Origin of the sequence: Streptomyces sp. MAR4 CNX-425, from assembly GCF_048656465.1 — a bacterium.
Lineage (GTDB): Bacteria > Actinomycetota > Actinomycetes > Streptomycetales > Streptomycetaceae > Streptomyces.
This window is the reverse complement of sequence record NZ_JBMDLF010000002.1, coordinates 335,347-360,113: the sequence shown is the minus strand read 5'-3', so window position 1 is coordinate 360,113 and position 24,767 is coordinate 335,347. Positions and strand designations below refer to the sequence as shown.

Below are 24,767 nucleotides of genomic sequence, written 5' to 3'. Positions count from 1 at the left end.
GCCGAATGACATATGAACACCAGCCCCGCCGGCGGGAGCCGGCGAGCCCGGAGGACGTCCGCCTCGGCGCCGTCGTGATCACGATGGGGCAGCGCCCCGGGGAGCTGCGCGCGCTGCTGGAGTCGATCGCCAAGCAGGACGGCGCCCCCGTCGAGGTGGTCGTCGTCGCCCAGGGCGTCACGGTGCCGAACATCCCGCAGGGCGTACGGGTCGTGGAGCTGCCCGAGAACCTGGGCATCCCCGGCGGGCGCAACGTCGGCATCGAGGCGTTCGGCGACGGCGGCCGCGACGTCGACGTGCTGCTCTTCCTCGACGACGACGGTCATCTGCCCCATCAGGACACCGCCCGGCTGGTGCGCGAGGCGTTCGCCGCCGACCCGCGGCTCGGCATCGTCAGCTTCCGCATCGCCGACCCCGAGACGGGCGTCACCCAGCGCCGGCACGTGCCCCGGCTGCGCGCCTCCGACCCGATGCGCTCCTCCCGCGTCACCACGTTCCTCGGCGGCGCCAACGCCGTGCGCACCGAGGTGTTCCAGGAGGTCGGCGGGCTGCCGGACGACTTCTTCTACGCCCACGAGGAGACCGACCTCGCCTGGCGGGCGCTGGACGCGGGCTGGCACATCGACTACCGCGCCGACATGGTGCTGCACCACCCGACGATGCCGCCCAGCCGGCATGCCTCGTACCACCACAACGTGGCGCGCAACCGGGTCTGGCTGGCCCGCCGGAACCTCCCCGCGGTGCTCGTTCCGGTCTACCTCGGTGTCTGGTTCCTGCTCACCGTGGCACGCAGCCCCTCCCGGGCTGTGCTGAAATCATGGCTCGTAGGCTTCCGGGAAGGCTGGCGCGCGCCGTGCGGGCCGCGCCGGCCCATGAAGTGGCGTACGGTGTGGCGGCTGACCCGGTTGGGACGACCGCCCGTGATCTGACAAGCTCGTACCGTTGAGTGTCTGAGGACGAAAGTAACCGACTGTGAGCGATACGGCAGTGGGCGCTCCGCCCAAGCGCCACCCCGACGACGGGCTGTCCCCGGCCGAGCTGGCCGCGAAGTACGGCCTGACGGTGAGCGGCGCGCGCCCCGGACTGCCCGAGTACGTACGGCAGCTGTGGGCGCGCCGCCATTTCATACTGACCTTCTCGCGCGCCAAGCTCACCGCGCAGTACAGCAAGGCGAAACTCGGCCAGCTGTGGCAGGTGCTGACGCCGCTGCTGAACGCCACGGTCTTCTTCTTCATCTTCGGCATCCTGCTCGGCGGCCGCGGCGGGATGGAGATGAGCGAGTACATCCCGTTCCTGGTGACGGGCGTGTTCGTGTGGACGTTCACGCAGCAGTCGGTGATGTCGGGGGTCCGCTCGATCTCGGGGAACCTGGGTCTGGTGCGGGCGCTGCACTTCCCGCGCGCGGCGCTGCCGATCTCCTTCTCGCTCCAGCAGCTCCAGCAGCTGCTGTACTCGATGATCGTCATGGGCGCGTTCCTGCTGGGCTTCGGCTTCTTCCCGCGCTGGACGTGGCTGCTGGTGCCGGTGATCCTCGCGCTGCAGTACGTCTTCAACGCCGGGCTGGCGATGGTCTTCGCCCGGCTCGGCAGCGACTCGCCGGACCTGGCCCAGGTGATGCCGTTCATCCTGCGCGCCTGGATGTACGGCTCCGGGGTGATGTTCCCGCTGCACCACATGCTGGTGGACCGGGCGGACGCCCCGCGGTGGGCGGCCGACCTCATCGCGATGAACCCGGCCGCGGTATACATGGACCTCATGAGGTACGTCCTCATGGGGGACTACACCACCAACAACATGCCGCCGTTCGTCTGGCTGCTGGCGCTGGGCTGGGCCGTGGTGATCGGGGTGTTCGGTTTCGTGTTCTTCTGGAAGGCGGAGGAGCGTTATGGCCGTGGCTGAGCATCCGACGAGCCGGGCCGAGGCGGACGCCCCCGACGACGGGCGGGTGCCGACGGTCATCGCGGAGGACCTGCACATCGTCTACCGGGTGCAGGGCGGGGGCCGCGGCAAGGGCAGCGGCTCCGCCGCCCTGAACCGCATCGTGCGCCGGGAGCGGAAGAACCGGGTGCGCGAGGTGCACGCGGTGCGCGGGGTCAGCTTCACGGCGTACCGGGGCCAGGCCATCGGCCTGATCGGCTCCAACGGCTCCGGCAAGTCGACGCTGCTGAAGGCCATCGCCGGCGTGCTGCCGGCGCACAGCGGCAAGGTGTACACCAACGGCCAGCCCTCGCTGCTCGGCGTGAACGCGGCGCTGATGAACGACCTCACCGGCGAGCGCAACGTGATGCTCGGCGGGCTCGCGATGGGCATGACCCGGGAGCAGATCCGCGAGCGGTACCAGAGCATCGTCGACTTCTCCGGCATCAACGAGAAGGGCGACTTCATCACCCTCCCCATGCGGACGTACTCCTCCGGCATGGCGGCGCGGCTGCGGTTCTCCATCGCCGCGGCCAAGGACCACGAGGTGCTGATGATCGACGAGGCGCTGGCCACCGGCGACCTGCGGTTCCGCAAGCGCTCCGAGGCGCGGCTGCGCGAGCTGCGCAAGCAGGCCGGCACGGTGTTCCTGGTCAGCCACACCAACAAGTCCATCCGCGACACCTGCGACCGGGTGCTGTGGCTGGAGAAGGGCGAGCTGGTGATGGACGGCCCGACGGACGAGGTGCTGAAGGCGTACCAGGAGTTCGCCAAGCGGTAGCCGGGCCCACGCGCCCGCGCGCCTGCCGACGACGAGGCGAGGGCCCCGCCGCGGATCGCGGCGGGGCCCTCGTCGTACGTGCCGCGGGTCAGACCCCGGCCGGGGCGCGCCCGGGCTCCCGCTCCGCCGCGGCGCCGGGCCCCGCCTCGCTCAGCCCCACCCGGCGGTGCACCCGGCGCAGCGGGCGCGGGGCGTACCAGGCGCGCTCGCCCAGCAGCCGCATCGCGGCCGGCACCAGCACGCCGCGCACCGCGACCGCGTCGATCAGGATGGCGAGCCCGGAGCCGAGGCCGAACATCTGGAGGAAGCTGACCTCGCCGGTGCCGAAGGCGAAGAAGCTGACGGCCAGCAGCCCGGCGGCCATCGTCACGATCCGGCCGGTGCGGGCCAGGCCGCGCGTCACCGCGGTGGCGGTGTCCGCGCCCGCGTCGTGCAGCTCCTTGATCCGGCTGGTGAGGAAGACCTCGTAGTCCATCGACAGGCCGAAGGCGATGCAGAACATCAGCACGGTCATCGCCGTGTCCATCGGCTGCGGCGTGAAGCCCAGCAGCCCGCTGAGGTGCCCGTCCTGGAAGATCCACACCATCGCGCCCATGGCCGCGGCCAGGCTGACGGCGTTGAGGACGATCGCGCGCAGCGGCTGGACGACGCTGCCGGTGAAGAGGAACAGCAGGACGAACGTGGTGAGCAAAACCATCCCGACGGCCAGCGGCAGCCGGCCGCCGATGCTGTCCCGGGCGTCGACCAGCTCCGCGTCGGTGCCGCCGACCAGCGTCTCCACGCCGTCGGGCGCGGGCACCGCGCGCACGTCCGCGACCAGCTCCCGCGCCGCGGCCGACTTCGGCGCGGGCGAGACGGAGACCGTCAGCCGCTGGGCGTCGGGCCGGCCCAGCCCGGCCGCCGCCGGGCTCGCGGGGCCGGCCGCGCCGCCGGCGTACGAGCCGTTGCTCGCGTCGACCCGGACGACGCCGTCCAGCCGGGACAGCTCGGTGGCGTAACGGGCGAGGGCGGGCCCGGTGACGGGGCCGGTGGTGACGACGTCGACGGCGGTGGAGTCGTCGACCGGGAAGTCCTCCCGCAGCGTGGTGGCCACCTGGCGGCTCTGCGCGCTCTCCGGGAGCACCCGCTCGTCCGGGGTGCCGTAGCTGACGCCCAGCAGCGGGGCGGCGGCCAGCAGCAGCACGCCGAGCACCGGCAGCGCGGTGAGCGCGGGCCGGCGCATCACGGCGCCCGCGACCCGGCCCCACAGCGGCGCGTCGGTGCGGCGCATGGCGCGGGCGCCCGGCACCCGGCCGCGGTTGACGCGGTGGCCGAGGACGGCGAGCAGCGCCGGGATGACGAGCAGCGCCGAGACCGCGGCGATGGTCACGACGCCGATGCCGGCGTAGGCGAAGGAACGCAGGAAGTACTGCGGGAAGACCAGCAGCGCGGCGAGCGCGGCGACGATCGTCGCCGAGGAGAACGCGATCGTCCGGCCCGCGGTCGCCACCGTGTGCCGGACGGCCCGCGGCACCGCGTCGCCCGCGGCCAGCTGCTCGCGGAACCGGCTGACCAGCAGCAGCCCGTAGTCGATGCCCAGACCCAGGCCGAGCGCGATGGTGAGGTTGACCGAGAAGACCGAGACGTCGGTGAGGCTGCCCAGCACCCACAGCTCGGCGAACGTGCCCAGGATGGCCACCAGCCCGATCGCCAGCGGCAGCAGCGCCGCGACGACGCTGCCGAAGGCGAGGACGAGCAGCACGAGGGTGACGGGCACGGCGATCGACTCGGCCAGTGCCAGGTCGGCGGCGACCTGCGCGGACACGTCGTTGCTCACCGCGGCCCCGCCGCCGGCCCGGACGGTGACGCCGTCGCGGGTGCCGGTGTACTCGTCGGTCAGCTCCTTCGCGTGCTCGGCCTCCTTCTTGTCGCCGCCGGCGACGTGCGCGAGCACGAGGGCCTGGCTGCCGTCCTTCGAGGTCAGGCCGGCGCCGCCGCGGTCGAAGTACGACACGACGTTGCTGACGGCGGGCTCCGTCCGCAGCCGCTCGGTCACCGCCTGCCCGCGCTCGCGCGCCGCGTCCCCGCCGAGCCCCCCGGACCCGGCGGAGACGAGCAGGACCAGGTTCGTATCGCCGCCGAACCTGTCGTCGATCACCTCCTGCGCCCGGCTCGACGGCGAGTCCGGATCGCTGAAGCCGCCCGCGCTGAGCTTGCCGAAGGCGCCGAAGCCGAGCGCGGCCATGGCGACGACGGCCACGGCGGCGAGCGTGAGCACCAGCCGGGTCCTGCGCAGTACGAGCTCCGCAATGCGAGTCAGCACGGTGCTCCCCTTCCCTGATGTTTATAGCGTTAACATTGAGCCTCGCAGGCGATGTTAATGCTGTCAACATGAGGCATGATGCGCGTATGAGCGAGGTCAGGGGCGCCAAGGCCGGGTACCACCACGGAGACCTGCGGAACGCGCTGGTCGAGGCCGCCGCGGAGCTGGCCCGCGGCGGCGGGCCCGAGGCGGTCGTGCTGCGCGAGGCCGCCCGGCGCGTCGGCGTGTCGCCGACGGCCGCGTACCGGCACTTCGACGGCCAGGCCGATCTGCTGCAGGCCGTCAAGGACGACGGCCAGCGGCGGCTGGCCGAGTCCATGGAGGCGGTGATCGCCGAGGCCGGGCCGCCCCCCGGCGGCGACCCGGCCGACGCCGCCAGGGCCCGGCTGATGGCCCTCGGGCTCGGCTACGTCCGCTTCGCGGTCGGCGAGCCCGGCATGTACCGCACGGCCTTCTGCCGGGTCGGAGCCGAGCACGAGAAGTGGACGCGCGAGGGCGGGGCCGCCGAGCTGCGGCCGGGCGACGCCCGCTCCTTCCGGCTGCTCGTCGGCGCCATGGACGCCCTCGACGCCGCCGGGGTGATGCGGCCGGGCTCGCGGACCGGCGCGGAGTTCGCCGCCTGGTCCGCGGTGCACGGGCTCGCCATGCTGATCCTCGACGGGCCGCTGCACGACGCGCCGCCCCCGCAGCGGGACGCGATCATCACCCGCACGCTCACCACGGTCCTGGACGGCCTCACCGTGTGACCGGCAAACCCCTTGCGCACGACGGCGTTTCGCGTTTCTCCGGACGCGTGGGAACCGAGGTGACCACCGTATGCCGCGTCTTCGTCCTGTACGGCGTACGCTGGACCGGTGCTGTTTGGCGGCATGTGGGCGATAAGGGAGCTTGGGGGGCGCCCGGACCTGCCCGCGGTCACGACGCCGGCGGCGGCGTGTCCGGAATGGGCACATCTGGGTCCGCGGTGTAGAACGGGAGGCGTGACGGCTATGGCGAAGACGGAACTCCAGCTCGAAGGTGCGCCCGCCGTCTGCACCCCGGGGGCGGCAGCCCAGGGCAGCCGACGGTGACCGCGGCGGACGACGCTCCGTCGCGCGCCGTACTCGGCCAGGCCGCCGACGAGAACTTCCCCGTGGCACCGTTCTTCCTGCCCCGCGCCTGGCGCGCCGACCTCATGGCGATCTACGGCTACGCCCGGCTTGTCGACGACATCGGCGACGGCGACCTGGCCCCCGGCGGCGCCGACGCCGCCGCCCTCGGCCTGGGCCCGGACGAGGCCGACGACCCGCTCGCCCTCCTCGACGCCCTGGAGGCCGACCTCGAACGGACCTTCGACCCCGGCGCCGTCCCCGGCCACCCCCTGATGCGCCGGCTGGAGCACACCGTCCGCCGCCACCGGCTGTCCCGGCAGCCGTTCCTCGGCCTGCTCCAGGCCAACCGGCAGGACCAGAAGGTCCGGCGCTACGAGACGTACGCCGAGCTGGCGGGCTACTGCGAACTGTCCGCCAACCCCGTCGGCCGGCTCGTCCTCGCCGTGACCGGCACCGAGAGCCCCGAGCGCATCCGGCGCTCGGACGCGATCTGCACCGCCCTGCAGATCGTCGAGCACCTCCAGGACGTGACCGAGGACCTGGGCCGGGACCGCATCTACCTCCCGGCCGAGGACATGCGCCGCTTCGGGGTCACCGAGGCCGACCTCGCCCGCGCGCACGCCGGCGCGCCCGTCCGCGCCCTGATCCGGTACGAGGCCGACCGCGCCGCCCGGCTCCTCGACGAGGGCGCGCCCCTCGTCGGCAGCGTGCGCGGCCGGCTGCGGCTGCTGCTCGCCGGCTTCGTCGCCGGCGGGCGCGCGGCGCTGGCCGCCGTCGCCGCCGCGGACCACGACGTGCTCCCCGGCCCCCCGAAGCCCACCCGGCGCAGGCTGCTGCGCGAGGCGGGGTCGACCCTGCGACGAGAGGGGTGACCGCACCGTGACCACGTCGTCGCGCGCGGCCTACGCATCCGCACCGGTGCTCACCGCGTACCGGTACTGCGAGGCCGTCACCGGCCGGCAGGCCCGGAACTTCGCGTACGGCATCAGACTCCTGCCGTACGACAAGCGGCTCGCGATGTCCGCGCTGTACGCCTTCTCGCGCCGCGTGGACGACATCGGCGACGGCGACCTGGCGCCCGGCGAGAAGCGCGCCCGGCTGGAGGACACCCGGCGCCGGCTCGACCGTATCCGGGCGGGCCGGGTCGCCGAGGACGACACCGACCCCGTCGCCGTGGCGCTCGCCCACGCCGCGCGCCGGTTCCCCATCCCCCTCGGCGCGCTCGACGAGCTGATCGACGGCGTCCTCGCGGACGTCCGCGGCGAGGAGTACGAGACCTGGGAGGACCTGAAGGACTACTGCCGGTGCGTGGCCGGCGCCATCGGGCGGCTCTCCCTCGGCGTGTTCGGCACCGTGCCCGGCGCGCGGCACGCCGAGCGCGCTCCCGACTACGCCGACACGCTCGGGCTCGCGCTGCAACTCACGAACATCCTGCGGGACCTGCGCGAGGACGCCGCCGAGGGCCGCAGCTACCTGCCGGCCGTCGACCTGGCCAAGTTCGGCTGCTCCGCGGGCTTCCACGGCGCCACGGCGCCGCCCGGTTCGGACTTCCCGGGCCTCGTGCAGTACGAGGTGCGCCGCGCCCGCGCGCTGTTCGCCGACGGCTACCGGCTGCTGCCCATGCTGGACCGGCGCAGCGGCGCCTGCGTCGCGGCGATGGCCGGCATCTACCACCGGCTGCTGGAGCGGATCGCCGCGGACCCCGAGGCCGTGCTGCGGGGCCGGGTGTCGCTGCCGGGCCGGGAGAAGGCGTACGTCGCGGTCCGCGGGCTGGCCGGCGTCGACGCCCGGCAGGCGAGCCGGAGGGCCCGGTGAGCCCGCGCGGAGCGGTGCGGCCGGCGCCCGCCGCGCCCGGGACCCCGCCGTACGTGCCCGCCGCCCGGCCGGTAAACGCCGCGCGCCGCACCGGCCGGGGGCGCCCGGCAGCGCCCGCGGCGTGCGCCGCGGCGCACGGGGCGCAGGAGCGCGCGCCGCGGCGCCGCCAGGTGTGCGGAACGGTCGCGCGGGCCAGACATAGTGGGTGCGCCGCGGGTGGAGAGGTGGTCGGTGATGGCTGACTCCGGTCCCGGCCGGCCGCGCGCCGTGGTCGTCGGCGGCGGGCTGGCCGGGATGACCGCCGCCATGGGACTCGCCGACGCCGGTCTCGACGTGACGCTCGTCGAAGGCCGCCCGCGGCTGGGCGGGCTCGCCTTCTCCTTCCGCCGCGGCGACCTCACCGTCGACAACGGCCAGCACGTCTACCTGCGTTGCTGCGCCGCGTACCGGTGGTTCCTCGACGAGGTCGGCGGCAGCGGGCTCGCCCCGCTGCAGCGCCGCCTGGACGTGCCCGTGCTCGACGCCGCCAGGCCGGCCCGCCGCGGCCCGGGGCCGCGCGGCGGCCGGCTCGGCCGGGCCGACCTGCCGGTGCCGCTGCACCTCGCCACCAGCCTCGCCCGCTACCCGCACCTGTCGCTCGCGGAGCGGGCGAGCGTGGGCCGCGCCGCGCTGGCGATGAAGCGGCTCGACCCCGCCGACCCCGCCCTGGACGGCGTGGATTTCGCCGGCTGGCTGCACCGGCACGGGCAGTCCCCGCGGGCCGTCGAGGCGCTGTGGGACCTGGTCGGCGTCGCCACCCTCAACGCCTTCGCGCCGGACGCCTCCCTGGGACTGGCCGCGATGGTGTTCCGGACCGGGCTGCTCACCGAGCGCGGCGCCGCCGACATCGGCTGGGCGCACGTGCCGCTCGGCGAGCTGCACGACACCCTCGCCCGCCGCCGGCTGGAGCGGGCCGGCGCCCGCATCCTGCTGCGCAGCCGGGTCACCGGGCTGCGCCGTACGCCGGCCGGCGGCTGGCAGGTCGGCGTGGCCGCCGGACCGGAACGCGCGGGCCGGACCGCCACGACGACGCTCGCCGCCGACACCGTGGTCCTCGCCGTACCGCAGCGCGAGACGCACGGGCTGCTGCCGCCCGGCGCGCTCGACCACAAGGACCGGCTGCTGGAGATCGGCACCGCGCCGATCCTCAACCTGCACGTCGTGTACGACCGCAAGGTGCTGCACACCCCGTTCACCGCCGCGGTCGGCACCCCGGTGCAGTGGATCTTCGACCGCACGGACGCCTCCGGGCTGGCCGCCACCCCCGCCGGCCGGGGCAGCCAGTACGTGGCCGTGTCGCAGTCCGCCGCGCAGGACGACATCGAACGGCCGGTCGCCGAGCTGCGCGAGCGCTACCTCCCCGAACTGGCGAAGCTGCTGCCCGACGCCCGCGGCGCCGGGGTGCGCGACTTCTTCGTCACCCGCGAGCGCACCGCGACCTTCGCCCCGGCCCCGGGCGTGGGCCGGCTTCGCCCGGGGCCCAGGACGCAGGCGCCGGGCCTCGCGCTCGCCGGCGCGTGGACCGCGACCGGGTGGCCCGCGACCATGGAGAGCGCCGTTCTCAGCGGCCTCGCCGCGGTCCGCGAGACGCTCGGCGACCTGGGCCGCGAGGTGCCGCGGAACCTGCTGGCAGCAGTGTGAGATCCGTCATCGGAGGAGAGAACGTGCCCCGTCCCGAACCGGACACCGACAACGCGGCCACCCCGGGCGCCGCCGCCGTGCTGGCCCTGCTGGACCAGGCCCGGGCGCTGACGAACCCCGTGCTGCGGTCCGTGGTCGGCCGGCTCGTGCCCCCCATGGACACCGTCGCCGCCTACCACTTCGGCTGGATCGACGCCCGGGGCAACCCCGCGGACGCGGACGGCGGCAAAGCCGTCCGGCCCGCGCTCGCGCTGCTCGCCGCCGAGGCCGCCGGCGCCGCCCCCGAGACCGGCGTCCCGGGCGCCGTCGCCATCGAGCTGGTGCACAACTTCTCCCTCCTGCACGACGACCTGATGGACGGCGACGAGCAGCGGCGCCACCGGGACACGGTGTGGAAGGTGCACGGCCCGGCGCAGGCCATCCTCGTCGGCGACGCGCTCCTCGCGCTCGGCGGCGAACTCCTCCTGCAGCCGGGCACGCCCGAGTCGGCGCGCGCCGCCCGCCGCCTCAACGCCGCCACCCGCAAGCTCATCGACGGCCAGGCGCAGGACATCGCGTACGAGCACCGCGAGAGCGTCACCGTCGCCGAGTGCCTGGAGATGGAGGGCAACAAGACCGGGGCGCTGCTCGCGTGCGCCTGCTCCGTCGGCGCCGTGCTCGGCGGCGCCGGCGACGAGGCGGCCGACGCGCTGGAGCGCTACGGACTCCATCTGGGCCTGGCCTTCCAGGCCGTCGACGACGTGCTGGGCATCTGGGGCGAGCCGGCCGTCACCGGCAAGCAGACCTGGAGCGACCTGCGCCAGCGCAAGAAGTCGCTGCCGGTGTGCGCGGCCCTCGCCGCCGGCGGGGCGGCCTCCGCGGAGCTGGCTTCGGTGCTCGCCGCCGACGCCAAAAACGCCGATGACCGAAATACCGGTGCGGAAAACGGCTTCGACGAGGAAGAATTCGCCGCCCGGGCCGCGTTGATCGAAGAAGCCGGCGGCCGCCGGTGGACCCAGGAGGAGGCACGAAGGCAGCACGAAAGCGCTCTCGCCTCGCTGGACGAGGTCAAGATGCCCGACGACATCCGCGAACGGTTCACCGCCCTCGCCGACTTCGTCGTCGTACGCCGGCACTGAATCCGACGCCCGGGCCGCACGTCCGGACGTTCCTTCGAAAAGGGGTGTGCATGAAAGCCACTGCCGATGGCGGCCACGCAGCCGACACCGCCCCCCGGGGAGCGGCGGCTTTACTGGCCGCGACGCGGGCGGTCGAGCGGGCGAGCGCCAACCTCCTAGGCCGGCAGGACGCCGAGGGCTGGTGGAAGGGCGACCTGGAGACCAACGTCACGATGGACGCCGAGGACCTGCTGCTCCGTGAGTTCCTGGGGGTGCGGGACGAGCACACCACCCGGGCCGCCGCCCGCTTCGTCCGCGGCCGGCAGGGCCCGGACGGCGCCTGGGCGACGTTCCACGGCGGCCCCGGCGACCTGTCCGCCACCGTCGAGGCGTACGTCGCGCTGCGGCTCGCCGGCGACGCGCCCGACGAGGAGCACATGGCCCGGGCCGCCGCCTGGGTGCGCGCGCAGGGCGGCGTCGCCGCCGCCCGGGTCTTCACCCGTATCTGGCTCGCGCTGTTCGGCTGGTGGCGCTGGGAGGACCTGCCGGAGCTGCCGCCCGAGCTGATCTACCTGCCGTCCTGGTTCCCGCTGAACATCTACGACTTCGGCTGCTGGGCCCGGCAGACGATCGTGCCGCTGACGGTGGTCTCCGCCAAGCGCCCCGTACGCCCCGGTCCGTTCACCCTCGACGAGCTGCACGCCGACCCCGCGGCCCCCGCCCCGCCCCGGCCGCAGGCGTCCCCGGTGACCTGGGACGGCGTCTTTCAGCGGCTGGACCGGGCGCTGCACGCCTACCGCAGGGTCGCGCTGCGCCCGCTGCGCAAGGCCGCGCTGCGCTCCTGCGCCCGCTGGATCATCGAGCGGCAGGAGAGCGACGGCTGCTGGGGCGGCATCCAGCCGCCCGCCGTCTACTCGGTGATCGCCCTGCACCTGCTGGGCTACGACCTCGACCACCCGGTGCTGAAGGCCGGCCTGGAGTCGCTGGACCGCTTCGCGGTCTGGTCCGACGGCGCGGGCACCGCGGTGGGCACGGGGGCGGCGAAGCCGGCGGCGGACGACGACGGCGCGCGTGGGACGGGAGACACGCGCGACGACGGCCCGGTCCGCATGATCGAGGCGTGCCAGTCCCCGGTCTGGGACACCTGCCTGGCGACCATCGCGCTGGTCGACGCGGGCGTTCCCGCCGACCACCCCCAGCTCGTCAAGGCCGCCGACTGGATGCTCGCCGAACAGGTGCTGGCCACCGGCGACTGGTCCGTACGGCGCCCCGGGCTCACCCCCGGCGGCTGGGCGTTCGAGTTCCACAACGACAACTACCCCGACACCGACGACACCGCCGAGGTCGTGCTCGCCCTGCGCCGCGTGGTGCACCCCGACCCGGCGCGCGTCGACGCGGCCGTGGAGCGCGCCGTCCGCTGGCTGGCGGGCATGCAGTCGAAGAACGGCGCCTGGGGCGCGTTCGACGTGGACAACACCTCGATCCTCCCCAACAAGCTGCCCTTCTGCGACTTCGGCGAGGTCATCGACCCGCCCTCGGCCGACGTCACCGCGCACGTCGTGGAGATGCTCGCCGGCGAGAAGCTCGGCCAGGACCCGCACGCCAGCCGCGGCGTCGCCTGGCTGCTCGCCGAGCAGGAGGCGGCCGGCGGCTGGTTCGGCCGCTGGGGCGTCAACCACCTGTACGGCACGGGGTCGGCGGTGCCGGCGCTCGTCGCCGCCGGGCTGCCCACGTCGCACCCGGCGATCCGGCGGGCCGTCGCCTGGCTGGAGAGCGTGCAGAACGACGACGGCGGCTGGGGCGAGGACCTGCGCTCCTACCCCGACCCGGAGTGGATCGCCCGCGGCGACTCCACCGCCTCGCAGACCGGCTGGGCGCTGCTCGCGCTGCTCGCCGCCGGCGAGCACGACAGCGCGGCCGTCGAGCGCGGGGTGGCCTGGCTGGCCCGTACCCAGCTGCCCGACGGATCCTGGGACGAACCGCAGTTCACCGGCACCGGCTTCCCCTGGGACTTCTCCATCAACTACCACCTGTACCGGCTGGTCTTCCCGCTCACCGCACTCGGCCGCTATCTGTCCGCGACCGCCGGCCGCGAGCCGGCCGCCGGGACCGGCCGGGGGGCCTGATGCCCGACTCACCCGCGCCGCTGCTCGTCGTCTGCGCGCTCGGCATCGAACGCCGGGCGCTCAGGGCGGGCACCGGCCGCGCCGAGGGCGCGGCCGGCGGCGCGGGACCGGTCGCCGTGCTGCGCACCGGGATGGGCCCCGAGCGGGCGCAGCGGGCCGTGGCCCGCCGGCTCGCGGAGGACCCGTACCGGGGCGCGCCGGTGATCGCCGCCGGATTCTGCGCCGGGCTGCTGCCGGACATGCGCCCCGGCGACGTCGTCGTCGCCGACGCCGTCCGCGCGGATGGGGACGGCGCCGGGGCCACCGGCTGCCCGGACAACGGGCCGCTCCTCGACGCCCTCGCGCTCCTCGACGCCCGGGTGCACACCGGGCTGCTGCTCGGCACCGACCGCGTCGTACGCGGCGCCGCCGGCCGGGCCCGGCTGCGCGAGCGCGGCGCGGTCGCCGTCGACATGGAGTCCGCCGCCACCCTGCGCACGGCCGCCGCGGCGGCCGGACCGCGGCCGGTTGCCGCCGTCCGGGTGGTCGTGGACGCGCCCGAGCATGAACTCGTCCGATTCGGAACGCTGCGCGGCGGCATCGCCGCGTACCGCGTGCTCAGCTCAGTTCTTCCGGCATTTTTCGAATGGCACCGACATGTGAAGATTCCCAGGAGGCGAACCTGATGGCCATGCCACTGCGCCAGTCGCTCAAGGTTGCCAGCTATCTCTTCTCGCAGCGGACGATCAAGCGGCGGGACAAGTTTCCGCTGATCGTCGAGCTCGAACCCCTCTTCGCCTGCAACCTCAAGTGCGAAGGCTGCGGGAAGATCCAGCACCCCGCGGGCGTGCTCAAGCAGCGCATGCCGGTGGCCCAGGCGGTCGGCGCCGTGCTGGAGTCCGGTGCGCCGATGGTCTCCATCGCGGGCGGCGAGCCGCTCATGCACCCTCAGATCGACGAGATCGTGCGGCAGCTCGTGGCCCGCAGGAAGTACGTCTTCCTGTGCACCAACGCGATGCTGCTGCGCAAGAAGCTCGACAAGTTCGAGCCCTCGCCCTACTTCGCCTTCGCCGTGCACATCGACGGGCTGCGCGAGCGGCACGACGAGTCGGTCGCCAAGGAGGGCGTCTTCGACGAGGCCGTCGAGGCGATGAAGGAGGCGAAGCGGCGCGGGTTCCGGGTCACCACCAACTCCACCTTCTTCAACACCGACACCCCGCAGACCGTCGTCGAGGTCCTCGACTTCCTCAACGACGACCTCCAGGTCGACGAGATGATGATCTCCCCGGCCTACGCCTACGAGAAGGCGCCCGACCAGGAGCACTTCCTCGGCGTCGAGCAGACCCGCGAGCTGTTCAAGAAGGCGTTCGCCGGCGGCAACCGCAAGCGGTGGCGGCTCAACCACAGCCCGCTCTTCCTCGACTTCCTGGAGGGCAAGGTCGACTTCCCCTGCACCGCCTGGGCCATCCCCAACTACTCGCTCTTCGGCTGGCAGCGCCCCTGCTACCTGATGAGCGACGGCTACGTGCCGACGTACCGGGAGCTGGTCGAGGACACCGACTGGGAGAAGTACGGCCGCGGCCGGGACCCCCGGTGCGCCAACTGCATGGCCCACTGCGGGTACGAGCCCACCTCCATCCTCGCCACCACCTCCTCCCTGAAGGAGTCGCTGCGCGCCGCGCGGGAGACGGTCGGCGGCAACCGCGCCCGAGGGGGTGCGCGAGGGGGAGGCGAATGAGATGTCCCTCCTGGAGAGCATCGGCGGCCCGCGCGACCTGAAGGCGGTGCCGCCGGAGCGGCTGGGCGAACTGGCCGGGGAGATCCGCGCGTTCCTCGTCCCGGCCGTCGCCCGCACCGGCGGCCACCTCGGGCCGAACCTCGGCGTGGTGGAGCTGACCATCGCCCTGCACCGGGTCTTCGACTCGCCGGCCGACCGCGTCCTGTGGGACACCGGGCACCAGAGCTACGTGCACAAGCTGCTCACCGGCCGCCGGGACTTCTCCGGACTGCGCGGCCGGGGCGGCCTGTCCGGCTACCCCTCGCGGGCCGAGTCCGAGCACGACGTGATCGAGAACAGCCACGCCTCCACGGTGCTCGGCTGGGCGGACGGTCTGGCCAAGGCCAACGAGGTACGCGGCAGGGACGACGCCGTCGTCGCCGTCATCGGCGACGGCGCGCTGACCGGCGGCATGGCCTGGGAGGCGCTGAACAACATCGCCGCCGCCCGGGACCGCCCGCTGGTCATCGTCGTCAACGACAACGAACGCTCCTACTCGCCGACCATCGGCGGCCTCGCCGACCACCTCGCCACCCTGCGCACCACCGACGGCTACGAGCGTTTCCTGTCCTGGGGCAAGGACCTGCTCGACCGCACCCCGGTGGTGGGCAAGCCGCTGTACGACTCGCTGCACGGCGCGAAGAAGGGCTTCAAGGACGCCTTCGCCCCGCAGGGCATGTTCGAGGACCTCGGGCTGAAGTACGTCGGTCCCGTCGACGGCCACGACATCGCCGCCGTCGAGTCCGCCCTCCGCCGCGCCAGGCGGTTCCGCGGGCCGGTCCTCGTGCACTGCCTCACCGAGAAGGGCCGCGGCTACCAGCCGGCGCTGGACGACGACGCCGACCGCTTCCACACGGTCGGCGTCATGGACCCGGCCACCTGCGCGCCGGTCGCGCCGCCCGGCGCGCCGTCGTGGACGTCGGTCTTCTCCGACGAGCTGGTACGCATCGGCGCCGAGCGCGACGACGTGGTGGCGATCACCGCCGCCATGCTGCACCCGACCGGGCTCGCCGCCTTCGCCGCGGCACACCCCGGCCGGGTCTGGGACGTGGGCATCGCCGAGCAGCACGCCGCGGTCTGCGCCGCCGGCCTGGCCACCGGCGGGCTGCACCCCGTCGTCGCGGTCTACGCCACGTTCCTCAACCGCGCCTTCGACCAGGTGCTGATGGACGTCGCGCTGCACCGCTGCGGGGTGACGTTCGTGCTCGACCGGGCCGGCGTCACCGGGCCGGACGGCGCGTCGCACCACGGCATGTGGGACATGTCGGTCCTCCAGGTCGTCCCGGGCCTGCGGATCGCCGCCCCGCGCGACGGCGACCAGCTGCGCGCCCAGCTGCGCGAGGCGGTCGCCGTCGACGACGCGCCCACCGTCGTGCGCTTCCCCCGGGGCACGGTGTCCGAGCCGATACCCGCGACCGGGCGGGTCGGCGGCATGGACGTGCTGCGCCGCGACGAGCGTGAGCACGTGCTCCTCGTCGGCGTCGGCGCCATGGCGCCCGTCTGCCTGGAGGCCGCCGGGCTGCTCGCCGCGCGGGGGCTGGGCTGCACCGTCGTCGACCCCCGCTGGGTCAAGCCCGTCGACGGGGAACTGCCGGCGCTCGCCGGCCGGTTCCGCGTCGTCGCCGTGGTCGAGGACAACAGCGCCGCCTCCGGCGTCGGCGCCGCCCTCGCGCGGGCGCTGCGGGACGCCGACGTCGACGTGCCGCTGCGCACCTTCGGCCTGCCGGAGCGGTTCCTGCCGCACGGCAGCCGGGCCGGGGTGCTCGCCGGGGCCGGGCTGACCCCGGAGCGGATCGCCGCCGCCGTCGGCTCGGTGCCCGCCGCCCGGGCCGGGGAGCCGGGCCGTACCGGGGAGCGGGCCCGTACCAGGGAGAGGGAAGAAAGCAACCGATGAGCTTCGACATCGCGGCGCTGCTGGCCGAGCGCGGGGGAGAGCGCTACGACCTGCACGCCCGGTACCTCAACCACCAGCTGCCGCGGATGCTGCACACGCTGGGCTTCGACAAGACGTACGTGCGCGGCCAGGGCGCGTACTTCTACGACGAGGAGGGCCGCGACTACCTCGACCTCCTCGCCGGCTTCGGCGTCATGGGCCTCGGCCGCAACCACCCGGTCGTCCGCAAGGCCCTGCACGACGTGCTCGACCTCGACCTCGCCGACCTCACCCGCTTCGACTGCCAGCCGCTGCCCGGGCTGCTGGCGGAGAAGCTGCTGGCGTACGCGCCGCACCTGGACCGGGTGTTCTTCTCCAACAGCGGCACCGAGGCGGTGGAGACCGCGCTGAAGTTCGCCCGCTACGCCACCGGCAAGCCCCGCGTCCTCTACTGCGACCAGGCGTTCCACGGGCTGACCACCGGCTCGCTGTCCGTCAACGGCGTCGGCGCCTTCCGCGACGGCTTCGCGCCGCTGCTGCCGGACACCGCGGTCCCGCTCGGCGACCTCGACGCGCTGGCGCGCGAGCTGCGCGCCGGCGACGTCGCGGCGCTCGTGGTCGAGCCGATCCAGGGCAAGGGCGTGCACGCGCCGCCGCCCGGGTACCTGCGCGCGGCCCGGGAGCTGCTGCACCGGCACGGCGGGCTGCTGGTCGCCGACGAGGTGCAGACGGGCATGGGGCGTACCGGCGAGTTCTTCGCCTACCAGCACGACGAGGGCGCCGAGCCCGACCTCGTCTGCGTCGCCAAGGCGCTGTCCGGCGGGTACGTGCCCGTCGGCGCCACCCTCGGCCGGGAGTGGATCTTCAAGAAGGTCTACTCCTCGATGGACCGCGTGCTGGTCCACTCGGCGAGCTTCGGCACCAACGCGCCCGCCATGGCCGCCGGGCTCGCCACCCTGCACGTGCTGGAGGACGAGCGGCTCGTCGAGAACGCCCGGCACACCGGCGACCTGCTGCGGACCGAACTCGCCGCCCTGGTCGACCGGTACGAGCTGCTGCACGACGTCCGCGGCCGCGGGCTGATGATCGGCATCGAGTTCGGCAGGCCGGAGTCGCTGAAGCTGCGCGGCCGCTGGACGTTGCTCCAGGCCGCCCGCAAGGGGCTGTTCTCGCAGCTGATCGTGGTGCCGCTGCTCCAGCGCCACCGCATCCTCACCCAGGTCTCCGGGGACCGGCAGGAGGTCATCAAGCTGCTGCCGCCGCTGGTGATCGGGGAGGCGGAGGTGCGGCGGTTCCTGGACGCGTTCACCGCCGTGATGGACGAGGCGCACGCCGGCGGCGGGCTGATCTGGGAGTTCGGCAGGACCCTGGCCAAACAGGCGGTCTCCGGCCGCTGACCGGCCGTTGTTACGCTGCCCGGATGGGCGAGGAGATCCCGCGGCCGACGGTGCTCGCGGTGGGGGCGATGACGGCGCGCTGGGCGCGGGCGGCGGTACGGGACGGCCGCGGCACGGTGCTCACCGCCGCGGGCCTGTGGCCGCCGGCCGCGCTGCTCGCGGGGGCGGCCGACGGGCCCGCCCGCGCGGAGCTGGCGGAGGCCCTCGGCGTACCCGCGCAGGACGCGGTCGCCGCCGGGCGCGAACTCCTCGGCGCCCTGGACCGGATGCCCGGCGTGGACGCCGCACTCGGGCTCTGGTTCCGCGGCGACCTGATCGAGCCGCGCCCGCAGTGGGCGGCGCAGCTGCCGCCCGGCGTCCGCGGGCTCCTCAGCGGCGACGCCGCCGCGGACCGGGCGGCGCTGGACGCCTGGGCGGCCGGGCGCACCGACGGGCTGATCCCCGCGATGCCGGTGGCGCTCTCCCCGCGGACCCGGCTGGTGCTGGCCTCGGCGCTGCTCGTACGGACCGACTGGACCGTTCCGTTCGACCAGCAGCGGGCGGCGCCGCTGCGCCACGGGCCCTGGCGCCGCCGGCGGGTGAACAAGCTGCTGCACGCCCACGGCGCCACCGACCGGCTGCGCGTCGCCGAAACCCCGCTGGGCCCGCTGACGCTCTACGAGGTCCAGGGCGAGCACGGCATCGACGTCCACCTCGCGCTCGGCCCCGAGTCGGCGCCCGGCGGCGCGGTCACGGGCGCCGCCGTCGAGGCGGTCGGCGGCGGGTACGGGCTGACGCCCGGCGGCGAGCTGCCCGAGGGCGAGCCGGCGCCGGGGGTGGCCGTCTCGTACGAGGCGTCGACGAGCCCGGAGCCCCGGCTCGTCGTGACCACGGTCCCCTTCACCGTGGCCGGCGACCACGACCTGCTGGCCGACCCGAGGCTGTTCGGCCTGGCGGCCGCCTCCGACGACAGCCGCGGCCACTTCCCCGGCGTCACCGGCAGCGAGCCACTCGCGGTCACCTCCGCGCGGCAGGCCGCGACCGCCACCTTCACGGCGGTCGGCTTCCGGGCCGCGGCGGTGTCCGCGCTGGGCGCGACGCCGGGCGCGGTGCCGCAGCGGGAGGCGAAGTTGGTGACGGCCCGCTACGACCGGCCCTTCGCTTTCGTCGCCGTGCACCGCGCCTCGGGGCTGGTGCTCGCGGCGGGCTGGGTGGCCGAGCCGGAGCCGGCGGACGCGTAACCGCGCCGCCTGGGGAAGCGCCGCGTCACTGCGGCTGCGGCGACCGGAGCTCAGCCGTCGAGCAGTTGTGCGCGCAGCCGCTCGCGGGTCGCGTCGCTCAGCTCCAGCGCCTCGCGGAGGTAGCCGTCGATGCCGCCCCAGCGCTCGGCGATCGTGTCGAAGGCCGCGCCCAGGTAGCTCGCCCGCGCGTCGAACAGCGGGCTCAGCAGCTCCATCACCTCCGGCGACGTGCCGCCCTGGGCCTGCTCGCCGCGCTGGACCCGGTAGCGCCGGTGCTGCGCGTTGGACTCCAGGTAGTCCGTCTCGATCGCCTCCCGCTCGACGCCCACGGCGAGCAGCGCGAGCGCGACGGTCAGCCCGGCCCGGTCCTTGCCGGCCGCGCAGTGGAGCAGGGCGGGCGTGCCGCCGTCGGCCAGGGCGTGCAGCACCCGGGAGTGCTCCGCGTTGCGGTTGAGGATCATGTCGCGGTACGAGTCCTCCATGCGGGCCGCGGCCTTGCCGTCGCCGAGCAGCGACCGGAGGGTCGGTATGTCGCCGTCGCGGACCAGCTTCCAGAACTCCTTGCCCTCCGCGGGGTCGTTGAGCGGCAGGTTGACGTGCCGTACGCCCGGCAGGTCGACGTCGGGGCCGTCGAGGCGGATGTCGGCGGCGTTGCGGAAGTCGAAGACCGTGTGCAGGCCGAGCGAGCCGAGGAAGGCGGTGTCCTCGGCGGTGGCGTGGGCGAGGTGCCCGCTGCGGTAGAGCCGGCCGTGCCGGGTCCGGCCGCCGCCCGCGGCGGGCAGCCCGCCGACGTCGCGGAAGTTGCGGACACCCGTCAGCTCGGGCTCCGTGGTCTGGGTCATCGGATCTCCCTGGCGTGGCGTGGGACAACCCTTTGACAGTACGACAAAGGCACGCTGGACAAGCATCCCCCGGGCTGCGATGTTGTGTGTCTCTGTTGAGTTATGGGAGACGCGATGGTCGAGATCGGTGAGAACGGTCGGGTCTGGTTGCTGTCGGGCCCGGAGAGCAGCTACGCGCTGCGGCTGACCCGGCACGACGAGCTGGTGCACCTCCACTGGGGCCCGCGGCTGACGCTCGCCGACGCCGAGGCGCTGGCCGCCGAACGGCTGCCGCGCGGCCGCTCCTTCGAGTCGCGCCTCGACGGGCGGGAGGAGTACCCCGTCGAGGGCGGCGCCCGCTTCGTCCGGCCCGCCCTGTCCGTACGCACCGCGGACGGCGACGGCGACGGCGACGGCGGACCGGGCGGCCGCGGCAGCGAGTGGGAGTTCCGCGGCGCCGAGACCGGCGGCGACGAGCTGCGCCTGGCCTTCCACGACCCTCAGCACCGCCTCGCCGTCACCCTGCACTACCGCATGCGCGCCGGCGCGGACGTGCTGGAGCGCTGGGCCACCGCCGTCCACGAGGGCCGCCCGGACGACCCCGCGCTGGACCTGCTGCGGCTCGACTCCGCCGCCTGGACCCTGCCGCGCGCCGACCGCCGCCGGCTGTCCCACCTGCACGGCCGCTGGGCCGCCGAGAGCCTGCTCGCCCGGGCGGAGCTGACCCCCGGCGAGACCGTCATCGGCAGCCGCCGAGGCCACACCTCCCACCGCCACCTGCCCTGGATCGCCCTCGACGACGGCACCGCCGGCGAGGAGCACGGCGAGGTGCACAGCTGCGCGCTGGCCTGGTCCGGGTCCTGGCGCATCGCCGTGCAGCAGCTCGACGACGGCGTCGTGCAGGCCGTGGGCGGCGCCGGGCACGACGACTCCGGGCTGGTCCGGCTCGCGCCCGGCGAGTCGTACACCGCGCCGGTCTTCGCCGGGCTCTACACGGCCGGCGGCTTCGGCGCCGCGTCCCGCGCCTGGCACGCCTGGCAGCTCGCGCACGTCGTACCGGACGCGCACGTCCCGCGGCCCGTCCTGTACAACTCGTGGGAGGCCACCAAGTTCGACGTCGAGCAGGGCCACCAGCGCGAGCTGGCCCGCCGGGCCGCGGCGATGGGCGTCGAGCTGTTCGTCATCGACGACGGCTGGTTCGGCCGGCGCACGGACGACCGGGCCGGGCTCGGCGACTGGACGCCCAACCCCGACCGCTTCCCCGACGGGCTCAAGCCGCTCGCCGACGAGGTCCACGGCCTCGGCATGCACTTCGGCATCTGGGTCGAGCCGGAGATGGTCAACCCCGACAGCGACCTCTACCGCGCCCACCCCGACTGGGTGCACCACCGCCCGGGCCGCCGGCGCACCGAGTTCCGCCACCAGCTGGTGCTCGACCTCGGCCGCCCCGAGGTCCGGACGTACCTGTGGGAACGGCTCGACGCGCTGCTGCGCTCCGCGCCCATCGACTACGTCAAGTGGGACTTCAACCGCTCCCTCACCGAGCCCGGCGCCCGCACCGACCCCTCCGTCCCGCACGTGCAGGGGCTCTACGACCTGATCGACCGGCTGCGCGCCGCGCACCCGCACGTCGCCTTCGAGTCCTGCTCGGGCGGCGGTGGCCGGATCGACCTGGGCATCCTGTCCCGTACCGACCAGGTGTGGACCTCCGACAACACCGACCCGCTCGACCGGCTGCCGATCCAGCACGGCATCGGCCAGATCCACCCCGCCCGGGTCACGGCCGCCTGGGTCACCGACAGCCCGAACGAGCAGATGCAGGACCGCGTCAGCAGCCTGCGCTACCGCTGCGTCAGCGCCATGGCCGGGGTGCTCGGCGTCGGCGGCGACCTCGCCCGGTGGAGCGCGGCCGAGCTGGCCGAGGCCGGGCGCTGGGTGGAGCTGTACAAGCGGATCCGCCCCGCCGTCCAGCTCGGCCGGCTGTACCGGCTGCGGGAGCCGCAGGAGGGCCTGAGCGCGGTGCAGTACGTCCTCGGCGACGACCCCGGGCGCGCGGAGGAGGTCGTCGTCCTCGCCTGGCTCCAGGCGCAGCGCTACCGCGAGCCGCTGCCGCCGCTGCGCCTCGCCGCGCTGGACACCGCCGCGGAGTACGAGGTGCTGGCCGGCGGCGAGCCGGGCGCGGTGCTGCGGGGCGCGGTGCTCGCGCACCGCGGGCTGCACACCGGGCTGGCCGGCGACCTCGACGCCACGGTGGTGCATCTGCGCCGCCGCTGACCGGCCGGCCCGCGGCCGCCCCGCGGCCCGTACGCGCGCCGCGCGGAGGTGCGGCCCCGCCCGGGGCGTCGCACAATGTGACGTGACCGGCGGGGAGACCGACGACGGAGCGGGACCATGCGCTTTACGGACCGCGCGGAGGCCGGCCGCGCCCTCGCCCGGCGGCTGCGGGACGGCCGTCCGGGCCCGGCGCCCGCCGCCGTGGTGCTCGCGCTGCCGCGCGGCGGCGTGCCCGTCGCGTACGAGGTCGCCCGCGCCCTCGGCGCCCCGCTCGACGTCCTCCTCGTCCGCAAGATCGGCCACCCGCACCACCCGGAGTACGGCCTCGGGGCGGTGGCGGGCGGCGCCCCGCCGCTCTACGACCCGGACGCCCTCGCCGGCGCCGGGCTCACCGCGGACGACCTCGCGCCCGTCGCCGAGCGCGAGCGCGCCGAGCTGCGCCGCCGCGAGGACGTCTACCGGGGCGGCCGGCCGGCGCCCGCGCTCGCCGGGCGCTGGGCCGTCGTCGTGGACGACGGGCTCGCCACCGGCGCGACCGCCCGCGCGGCCCTGCGCGCGGCCCGGGCCGCGGAGCCCGCGCGGCTCACCCTGGCCGTGCCGGTGGCGTCCCCGGGCGGGCTGCGGGCAGTCCGGAGCGAGGCGGACGACGTCGTGTGCCTGGCCACGCCGGCGTCGTTCGGCGCGGTCGGACTCTGGTACGACGACTTCGAGCAGCTGTCGGATGCCGATGTACTCGAACTGCTCGGTACCCGCTGAAATTCGGTCAGAACCGGATCGCCGAGCGACCCTCAACTAACGTGAATCGGGCGTCGGTTGGACATGCGGTGAACCTATGCCAGCGGCAAGCGGAGCGCACTAAGCTGCTTGCGATGCTGAGCGTGATCGCCCGGCGTCATACAGTCGTTCGACCCTGAGGATGCTGATGGATCCAGCGGGACCCGCCTCCGGCGGCCGGCGGACGGGCTTCGTCCGCTGGTGGCTGATACCCACCGCCGTCGTGGTCGTGTGCACGGCCATCGCCCTGCCGCTCGTCCCCGCGGACGCGCGCACCCCGGTCGCCGTGTGCGGCGCCGTCGCCGCCCTCGTCGTCGCGCTCGCCGCCGCCGAGGCCGAGCGCCGCGGGCGGGCCGCCAGCGAGCTGTACGCGAGACACGCCGAGCACCAGGCCGCGTGGGAGCGCCGGCTCGCCGCCCAGGAGGCCGAGATGGTGCGGCTCGCGGGGCTGCTGCCCCAGGCCGTTGCGCGGCTCCAGCGGGGCGACTACGCCGAGGACGTGCTGACGGCCATAGAGGCGGAGAAGTCGCTGAGCCCGCAGGTGCGCGCCGCCCACGCGACCGCGCTGCGCTCCGTCGTCGAGGCCGTGCAGAACGCCGAGGACCTGCGCGTCTCCGCCGAGCGCGGGTTCGTCAACATCGCCCGCCGGGTACAGGCCATCATCCACCAGCAGGCGAGCAGCCTGCGGGAGATGGAGCACCGGCACGGCCGGCGGCACGAGTTCTTCGCCGACCTGCTCAAGCTGGACCACGGCACCGCCCTGGTCGGCCGGCTCGCCGACAGCATCGCGGTGCTCGGCGGCGACCGCCCCGGCCGGCAGTGGGGCAAGGCCATCGCCCTCTACAGCGTGCTGCGCGGCGGCATGTCCCGGATCATCGACTACCAGCGGGTCGAGCTGCACCCGGTGGCCGAGGTGGCCGTCGTCGGCTCGGCCGTCGAGCCGCTGATCCACGCCGTCGCCGAACTCCTCGACAACGCCACCCGCTACTCGCCGCCGCACGCCAAGGTCCATCTGTCCGCCACCGAGGTCCAGTCCGGCGTCGCCATCGAGATCGAGGACGGCGGCGTGGGCCTGAGCGAGGAGGCGCGCGAGCGCGCCGAGCACATGCTCGCCGAGGCCCAGGCCGGCATCGACCTCAACGACCTCGGCGAGACGCCGCGGCTCGGCCTCGCGGTCGTCGGCCGGCTGGCCCAGGCGTACGACTTCCGCGTCTCGCTGCGCCCGTCGGCGTACGGCGGCGTGCGCGCGGTGCTCGTCGTGCCGCAGGTCCTCCTCACCACCACGCCCGCCACCGGCGCCGCCCACGGCATCGGCACCACCTCCGGGCCCCGCCCGCTCAAGCCCCCGGAGGCCCACGCCCCCGCCCGGGACGGCGCCCCCACCGGTTCCGACCGGGTGCCCGCCGCGCGGCGGGCCGGCCCGCAGCCGTCGCCGCCGGCGACCGCCGAGCCGGCCTCCGGCAGCAGCCTGCCGCAGCGCCGCCGCCGGGCCCCGGCCGTGCCGCCGGCCGACCCGGCCGCCGGCGGCGTGGCGGGGCGGCGCACCGCCACCGCGTACTCCGCCGGGACCGAGAACGGCGCGGCGGCGGGCGGCGCCGTCGAACCGGGCCTGTGGCTCGGCGACTTCACCCGCGGGCTGGAGGGCGAGGCCCCGGCCGCGGACCCCGCCCCGGCAGCGGGAACCGCCCCCGCCGCCGGAACGCCGCGGGAACCGGGGCCGGACGCCCCGGACGAGGGCACGCAGGACGTCGGGGAGATACGCCCGGAGCGCTCCACCCGGCCACCGCACGGCGACGGAGCAGCGGAACCGTCGAATCCACCATCGGGCGAGGAGGGCTGACGT

At 74.9% G+C, this 24,767-nt stretch carries 19 protein-coding genes; 17 read left to right on the top strand and 2 right to left on the bottom strand.

Annotated elements, in window-relative coordinates:
* Positions 1 to 5 precede the first annotated feature (5 nt).
* Genes ACHZ99_RS06870 through ACHZ99_RS06860 form a run of 3 tightly spaced genes read left to right on the top strand, consistent with a single transcriptional unit; the run spans position 6 to position 2,698 of the window.
* Positions 6 to 929: a glycosyltransferase family 2 protein gene (locus tag ACHZ99_RS06870; RefSeq protein ID WP_420303477.1), complete on the top strand. Its 924-nt coding sequence runs from the start codon at positions 6 to 8 to the stop codon at positions 927 to 929.
* A gap of 58 nt (positions 930 to 987) precedes the next feature.
* Positions 988 to 1,899: an ABC transporter permease gene (locus tag ACHZ99_RS06865; RefSeq protein ID WP_420304001.1), complete on the top strand. Its 912-nt coding sequence runs from the start codon at positions 988 to 990 to the stop codon at positions 1,897 to 1,899.
* Positions 1,886 to 2,698: an ABC transporter ATP-binding protein gene (locus ACHZ99_RS06860; protein ID WP_420303476.1), complete on the top strand. Its 813-nt coding sequence runs from the start codon at positions 1,886 to 1,888 to the stop codon at positions 2,696 to 2,698. Before ACHZ99_RS06865 ends, ACHZ99_RS06860 begins: the two co-directional genes overlap by 14 nt.
* An 88-nt stretch (positions 2,699 to 2,786) precedes the next feature.
* Here the strand turns inward: ACHZ99_RS06860 and ACHZ99_RS06855 are convergent, their stop codons facing one another.
* Positions 2,787 to 5,000, bottom strand: coding sequence for an MMPL family transporter (locus ACHZ99_RS06855; RefSeq protein ID WP_420303475.1), 2,214 nt, complete (start codon positions 4,998 to 5,000; stop codon positions 2,787 to 2,789).
* An 86-nt stretch (positions 5,001 to 5,086) separates the two neighbouring features.
* Here ACHZ99_RS06855 and ACHZ99_RS06850 point away from each other — a divergent pair, with 86 nt between their 5' ends.
* From ACHZ99_RS06850 to ACHZ99_RS06800, 11 genes are all read left to right on the top strand, one after another.
* Entirely contained in the window at positions 5,087 to 5,746 is a 660-nt protein-coding gene (locus tag ACHZ99_RS06850) for a WHG domain-containing protein (RefSeq protein WP_420303474.1), read from the top strand.
* Between the two features lie 320 nt (positions 5,747 to 6,066).
* The gene (gene hpnC, locus ACHZ99_RS06845; protein WP_420303473.1) at positions 6,067 to 6,963 is read left to right on the top strand and encodes a squalene synthase HpnC; all 897 of its coding nucleotides are present in this window, start codon (positions 6,067 to 6,069) and stop codon (positions 6,961 to 6,963) included.
* Between the two features lie 7 nt (positions 6,964 to 6,970).
* Positions 6,971 to 7,906, top strand: a complete 936-nt coding sequence (gene hpnD, locus ACHZ99_RS06840; RefSeq protein WP_420303472.1) for a presqualene diphosphate synthase HpnD — start codon at positions 6,971 to 6,973, stop codon at positions 7,904 to 7,906.
* Positions 7,907 to 8,140: 234 nt separating this feature from the next.
* Entirely contained in the window at positions 8,141 to 9,586 is a 1,446-nt protein-coding gene (gene hpnE, locus ACHZ99_RS06835) for a hydroxysqualene dehydroxylase HpnE (RefSeq protein WP_420303471.1), read from the top strand.
* Positions 9,587 to 9,609: 23 nt separating this feature from the next.
* The gene (locus ACHZ99_RS06830) at positions 9,610 to 10,704 is read left to right on the top strand and encodes a polyprenyl synthetase family protein (RefSeq protein WP_420303470.1); all 1,095 of its coding nucleotides are present in this window, start codon (positions 9,610 to 9,612) and stop codon (positions 10,702 to 10,704) included.
* Positions 10,705 to 10,754: 50 nt separating this feature from the next.
* The gene (gene shc / locus ACHZ99_RS06825; protein WP_420303469.1) at positions 10,755 to 12,809 is read left to right on the top strand and encodes a squalene--hopene cyclase; all 2,055 of its coding nucleotides are present in this window, start codon (positions 10,755 to 10,757) and stop codon (positions 12,807 to 12,809) included.
* Positions 12,809 to 13,474 carry a 1-hydroxy-2-methyl-2-butenyl 4-diphosphate reductase gene (locus ACHZ99_RS06820; RefSeq protein WP_420303468.1) on the top strand — a complete coding sequence of 222 codons (666 nt, stop codon included), beginning with the start codon at positions 12,809 to 12,811 and terminating at the stop codon, positions 13,472 to 13,474. The genes shc and ACHZ99_RS06820 overlap by 1 nt, the downstream gene beginning before the upstream one ends.
* Complete coding sequence (hpnH, locus tag ACHZ99_RS06815) at positions 13,474 to 14,526, top strand: adenosyl-hopene transferase HpnH (protein WP_420303467.1); 1,053 nt, start codon at positions 13,474 to 13,476, stop codon at positions 14,524 to 14,526. Before ACHZ99_RS06820 ends, hpnH begins: the two co-directional genes overlap by 1 nt.
* A gap of 1 nt (position 14,527) precedes the next feature.
* A complete protein-coding gene (gene dxs / locus ACHZ99_RS06810; protein ID WP_420303466.1) occupies positions 14,528 to 16,459 on the top strand; it encodes a 1-deoxy-D-xylulose-5-phosphate synthase in 1,932 nt (643 codons plus the stop codon).
* On the top strand, positions 16,456 to 17,835 hold the full coding sequence (locus ACHZ99_RS06805) for an aspartate aminotransferase family protein (RefSeq protein ID WP_420303465.1): 1,380 nt from the start codon (positions 16,456 to 16,458) through the stop codon (positions 17,833 to 17,835). Before dxs ends, ACHZ99_RS06805 begins: the two co-directional genes overlap by 4 nt.
* Before the next feature lie 23 nt (positions 17,836 to 17,858).
* Complete coding sequence (locus tag ACHZ99_RS06800) at positions 17,859 to 19,055, top strand: hypothetical protein (RefSeq protein ID WP_420303464.1); 1,197 nt, start codon at positions 17,859 to 17,861, stop codon at positions 19,053 to 19,055.
* A gap of 50 nt (positions 19,056 to 19,105) precedes the next feature.
* Here ACHZ99_RS06800 and ACHZ99_RS06795 read toward each other — a convergent pair whose 3' ends face one another.
* Positions 19,106 to 19,897, bottom strand: a complete 792-nt coding sequence (locus tag ACHZ99_RS06795; RefSeq protein WP_420303463.1) for a tyrosine-protein phosphatase — start codon at positions 19,895 to 19,897, stop codon at positions 19,106 to 19,108.
* Positions 19,898 to 20,011: 114 nt separating this feature from the next.
* On the opposite strand from ACHZ99_RS06795, the gene ACHZ99_RS06790 reads away from it, so the two are divergent.
* From ACHZ99_RS06790 to ACHZ99_RS06780, 3 genes are all read left to right on the top strand, one after another.
* On the top strand, positions 20,012 to 22,150 hold the full coding sequence (locus ACHZ99_RS06790) for an alpha-galactosidase (RefSeq protein WP_420303462.1): 2,139 nt from the start codon (positions 20,012 to 20,014) through the stop codon (positions 22,148 to 22,150).
* A gap of 117 nt (positions 22,151 to 22,267) precedes the next feature.
* Positions 22,268 to 22,906 (top strand): phosphoribosyltransferase, encoded by a 639-nt coding sequence (locus ACHZ99_RS06785; RefSeq protein ID WP_420303461.1) that lies wholly within the window; start codon positions 22,268 to 22,270, stop codon positions 22,904 to 22,906.
* Between the two features lie 166 nt (positions 22,907 to 23,072).
* Positions 23,073 to 24,764, top strand: coding sequence for a sensor histidine kinase (locus tag ACHZ99_RS06780; protein ID WP_420303460.1), 1,692 nt, complete (start codon positions 23,073 to 23,075; stop codon positions 24,762 to 24,764).
* Positions 24,765 to 24,767: the final 3 nt, after the last annotated feature.

Coding starts and splice junctions, on each gene's coding strand:
- ACHZ99_RS06870 (WP_420303477.1), top strand. CDS start 6: ATGACATATGAACACCAGCCCCGCCGGCGGGAGCCGGCGAGCCCGGAG.
- ACHZ99_RS06860 (WP_420303476.1), top strand. CDS start 1,886: ATGGCCGTGGCTGAGCATCCGACGAGCCGGGCCGAGGCGGACGCCCCC.
- ACHZ99_RS06850 (WP_420303474.1), top strand. CDS start 5,087: ATGAGCGAGGTCAGGGGCGCCAAGGCCGGGTACCACCACGGAGACCTG.
- hpnE (WP_420303471.1), top strand. CDS start 8,141: ATGGCTGACTCCGGTCCCGGCCGGCCGCGCGCCGTGGTCGTCGGCGGC.
- shc (WP_420303469.1), top strand. CDS start 10,755: ATGAAAGCCACTGCCGATGGCGGCCACGCAGCCGACACCGCCCCCCGG.
- ACHZ99_RS06820 (WP_420303468.1), top strand. CDS start 12,809: ATGCCCGACTCACCCGCGCCGCTGCTCGTCGTCTGCGCGCTCGGCATC.
- hpnH (WP_420303467.1), top strand. CDS start 13,474: ATGGCCATGCCACTGCGCCAGTCGCTCAAGGTTGCCAGCTATCTCTTC.
- dxs (WP_420303466.1), top strand. CDS start 14,528: ATGTCCCTCCTGGAGAGCATCGGCGGCCCGCGCGACCTGAAGGCGGTG.
- ACHZ99_RS06805 (WP_420303465.1), top strand. CDS start 16,456: ATGAGCTTCGACATCGCGGCGCTGCTGGCCGAGCGCGGGGGAGAGCGC.
- ACHZ99_RS06800 (WP_420303464.1), top strand. CDS start 17,859: ATGGGCGAGGAGATCCCGCGGCCGACGGTGCTCGCGGTGGGGGCGATG.
- ACHZ99_RS06795 (WP_420303463.1), bottom strand. CDS start 19,897: ATGACCCAGACCACGGAGCCCGAGCTGACGGGTGTCCGCAACTTCCGC.
- ACHZ99_RS06790 (WP_420303462.1), top strand. CDS start 20,012: ATGGTCGAGATCGGTGAGAACGGTCGGGTCTGGTTGCTGTCGGGCCCG.
- ACHZ99_RS06785 (WP_420303461.1), top strand. CDS start 22,268: ATGCGCTTTACGGACCGCGCGGAGGCCGGCCGCGCCCTCGCCCGGCGG.
- ACHZ99_RS06780 (WP_420303460.1), top strand. CDS start 23,073: ATGGATCCAGCGGGACCCGCCTCCGGCGGCCGGCGGACGGGCTTCGTC.